This is a genomic window from Lysobacter zhanggongensis, from assembly GCF_046638635.1.
GTDB classification, from domain to species: Bacteria; Pseudomonadota; Gammaproteobacteria; order Xanthomonadales; family Xanthomonadaceae; genus Novilysobacter; species Novilysobacter luteus.
This window is the reverse complement of the sequence record NZ_JBJXHK010000138.1, coordinates 1-3,291: the sequence shown is the minus strand read 5'-3', so window position 1 is coordinate 3,291 and position 3,291 is coordinate 1. Positions and strand designations below refer to the sequence as shown.

General features: G+C 70.9%; 4 protein-coding genes. All 4 read left to right on the top strand.

The window, feature by feature from the left end:
- The first annotated feature begins 65 nt into the window (after positions 1-65).
- Positions 66-641, top strand: a complete 576-nt coding sequence (locus ACKVMH_RS13085; protein ID WP_215218410.1) for an N-acetylmuramoyl-L-alanine amidase — start codon at positions 66-68, stop codon at positions 639-641.
- Between the two features lie 89 nt (positions 642-730).
- Positions 731-1,627 carry an acyl-CoA thioesterase II gene (gene tesB / locus ACKVMH_RS13080; protein ID WP_412700617.1) on the top strand — a complete coding sequence of 299 codons (897 nt, stop codon included), beginning with the start codon at positions 731-733 and terminating at the stop codon, positions 1,625-1,627.
- A 2-nt stretch (positions 1,628-1,629) separates the two neighbouring features.
- Positions 1,630-2,487, top strand: a complete 858-nt coding sequence (locus ACKVMH_RS13075; RefSeq protein ID WP_412700616.1) for a hypothetical protein — start codon at positions 1,630-1,632, stop codon at positions 2,485-2,487.
- Positions 2,488-2,670: 183 nt separating this feature from the next.
- Positions 2,671-3,291 (top strand): RNA polymerase sigma factor (locus tag ACKVMH_RS13070; protein WP_412700618.1); only part of this gene is annotated, 621 nt, incomplete at its 3' end.

The window sequence follows — 3,291 nt, the reverse complement described above, 5'->3', positions numbered from 1 at the left end:
GCCGGTCGCGGCAGGCGCGCGTGGCGGCCGCGGCCGTGAATGCGCGCGATGCTAGCATCCGCGCCATGTCGACCGCCCCGGACCGCCTGAAGATCCACGTCGATCCGCTGCCCTACGAGGACCGGCTGGAGCCGCGCGACCCGCTGCAGGTCGAACTGGCGGTGATCCATTGCACCGAGTTGCCCGACCTGGCGACCGCCCGCGGGTACGGCGAGCGCGTGCTCTACCCCGACAGCGGCACCGGCAACTGCGGCCATTTCTATATCGACCGCGACGGCAGCGTGCACCGCTGGGTGGCGGTCGACCGCATGGCCCACCACGTCCGCGGCCACAACCCGCGTTCGGTCGGCATCGAGCTGGTCAACACCGGCCGCTACCCCCACTGGCTCGACTCGCGACACCAGGCGATGGACGAGGCGTATCCCGAGGTGCAGATCGACGCACTTGTCGCCCTGCTGCGCCAGTTGCAGGCCGACCTGCCCGGATTGCGCCGGGTGGCCGGCCACGAGGACCTCGACACCGCGACGGTCGCGGCCACCGACGATCCGGCGCGGCAGGTGCCGCGCAAACGCGACCCGGGCCCGCTGTTTCCGTGGTCGAAGGTGCTGGCGGCGGTCGATCTCCAGCGCATCCCCCTGTAGTTGAACTGCGGCGCTGCTGGGCCGCTCCAGGAGGCCGGCCACGCCTTGGCGGCCGGTATAATCGCGGCCCCTGCACCCGGCGACCGCGCATGACCTCCCCCGTTACCGAGTTGATCGACCTGCTTTCGCTCGAGCGCCTCGAGGTCAACCTGTTCCGTGGCCAGAGCCGCGACATCGGTACCAAGTACGTTTTCGGGGGCCAGGTGCTGGGGCAGGCGCTGTCAGCCGCGCAGGCGACGCTGACCGAGGCGCGCACCGCGCACTCGCTGCACGCCTACTTCCTCAAGGCCGGCGACATCGCCGCGCCGGTCGTCTACCAGGTCGACCGGACGCGCGACGGCGGCAGCTTCTCGGTGCGCCGGGTCACCGCGATCCAGCACGGTGGCCCGATCTTCTTCCTCGCCGCCTCGTTCCAGAAGGACGAGGACGGCGCCGAACACCAGCTGTCGATGCCCGAGGTGCCGCAGCCCGAGGACATCGAGCCCGGCCACGCGGTACCCGCCGACGTGATGGCGACGCTGCCCGACAAGATCCAGCGCTGGCTGTCGAAGAAGGGACCGTTCGAATTCCGCCACGTGTACCCGCGCGACGAGCTCAAGCCGCCCAAGCGACCGCCTTACCAGCAGTTCTGGTTCCGCCTCAGCGAGCGGGTCGGCGACGCTCCCGAGCTCCACCAGGCGCTGCTCGCCTACGCGTCGGATTTCCACCTGCTCGGTACCGCCACCTTTCCGCACGGCATCAGCTACTACCAGCCGAACGTGCAGATGGCTTCGCTCGACCACGCGATGTGGTTCCACCGCCCGTTCCGCGCCGACGAATGGCTGCTGTACTCGATGGACAGCCCCAGCGCGCAGGGTTCGCGCGGGCTCGCGCGTGGCCAGATCTACGACCGCGAGGGGCACCTCGTCGCCAGCACGTCCCAGGAAGGGCTGATCCGCGTGGTCAAGGACGCGGCCGCCGCGGGCCACGTCCCGGCACGGGGATAGGCATGCGCAAGGTCTTCAGCAGCCAGCGGCTCGAGAACGTCGAAGGCGTGGCCGACCTGCTGCGCGAGGCCGGCATCGAGGTGCGCATCACCGACGGCCGCTCCTACCGCGGCAACCGGCGCGGCGCCTTCAGCTACAGCGACCGCTCGGCCCCGGTTCCGGCGGTCTGGGTGGTGCGCTCCGACCAGCAGGTGCAGGCCCGTGAGCTGCTGCGCGACGCGGGCCTGATCGACAGCACCCGCAACGAAGGCAGCTACCTGCCCAGCACGTTCCACTTCCGCTCACAGCAGGAACCCGAGGGCAGGAGCACGGCGCAGAAGCGGATGTTCCGGTTCAAGGTCGGGCTGATCGTGGTCGCCGTGGCCATCGCCGGCGTGGCGATGATGCGCGGCATGGACCTGCCCACCCCGGGTGCCGCGCCGGTGCAGGAAGTGGCCAACCCGCCGTTCGATGGCTCGGTCGCAGCGACGCTGCTGCCGGTGGCCCAGGCCGTTTTCGAAAGCGAACTCGGCGAGGTCGACACGCCGGTCGCCTGCCTCGGGGTCGACAACGTGGATGCGTCGATCCGATTGATCCAGTCGCTGCAGCGCGACGGGCTGACGCTGGTGCAGGCGTCGGCCTGTGTCGAGGAAGCCGACGAGGCGCGCGGCAGCTACCACCGCGGCTCGGGCAGCGAGGCGATGATCGCCCGCGTCGGCGCGTTCCGGCCGTCCGCGGCCGACCGCGGCACGATCGAGTACAGCGCCTACCACCACCGCATGTGGGCCAGCTACAAGACCCTGGAGGTCGCCCGCGTCGATGGTGCGTGGCAGGTGGTCGACGTGGTCCGCCACGTGCGCAGCCGCGGCGTGGGGTTCTGACGGCAGCCTGTCACATCCTCCGGCCGGCGTCGTCTGGACCGGCATGGACACCACATCGACCTTCCGCTCGGCCCGCGCTTACCATCGGGCCATGACCGTGCCGACTCACAACCCCGCCGCTGCCGGCCGGAGGCGACGTTGAACGCCGTTCCGGACACCGATGGCCGGGCGCTGCCGGACCCGATGATCCAGGCATGCCTGGTCGCTGCGGCCGAAGGCGACCGCGAAGCCTACGGCCGGATCGTCGCAGCCTGCCAGAACTCGATCACCGCGATCGCACTGGCGATCGTGCGCGACGTGCCCGCCAGCGAGGACATCGCACAGGAAGCGTTCCTCAGCGCCTGGCAGAACCTGCGCCGGCTGCAGAACCCGGCCAGTTTCATGCCGTGGCTGCGGCAGATCACCCGCAACCTGGCGCGCGACCACCTGCGCGCGCGCAAGCGCTTGCCAAGCGAGGTCGCCGATGCCGACGAGGTGATCCAGGCGGCGGCCGACCCGCAACCCGACCCGCTCGGCCAGCTCGCCGGCCAGGAACGCGAGGCGGTCGCCGCCGAGCTGATCTCGGCGCTGCCCGACGACAGCCGCGAGGTCCTGCTGCTGTATTACCGCGAGGGTCAGAGTTCCCAGCAGGTCGCGTCGTTGCTGGGGCTCAGCGACGCCGCGGTGCGCAAGCGGTTGTCGCGTGCGCGCCGGAGCGTGCGTACGGACCTGCTGGCGCGCTTCGGCGAGTTCGCACGCAGCACCGCGCCTTCGCTCGGCTTCACCGCCACGGTGGCCGGCGCGCTGGCCGTGGCGAGCCCGCCG

Bases quoted from the DNA above. Each gene is read 5' to 3' on its own strand.
- ACKVMH_RS13085 (WP_215218410.1), top strand. From the start codon at position 66: ATGTCGACCGCCCCGGACCGCCTGAAGATCCACGTCGATCCGCTGCCC.
- ACKVMH_RS13075 (WP_412700616.1), top strand. From the start codon at position 1,630: ATGCGCAAGGTCTTCAGCAGCCAGCGGCTCGAGAACGTCGAAGGCGTG.
- tesB (WP_412700617.1), top strand. From the start codon at position 731: ATGACCTCCCCCGTTACCGAGTTGATCGACCTGCTTTCGCTCGAGCGC.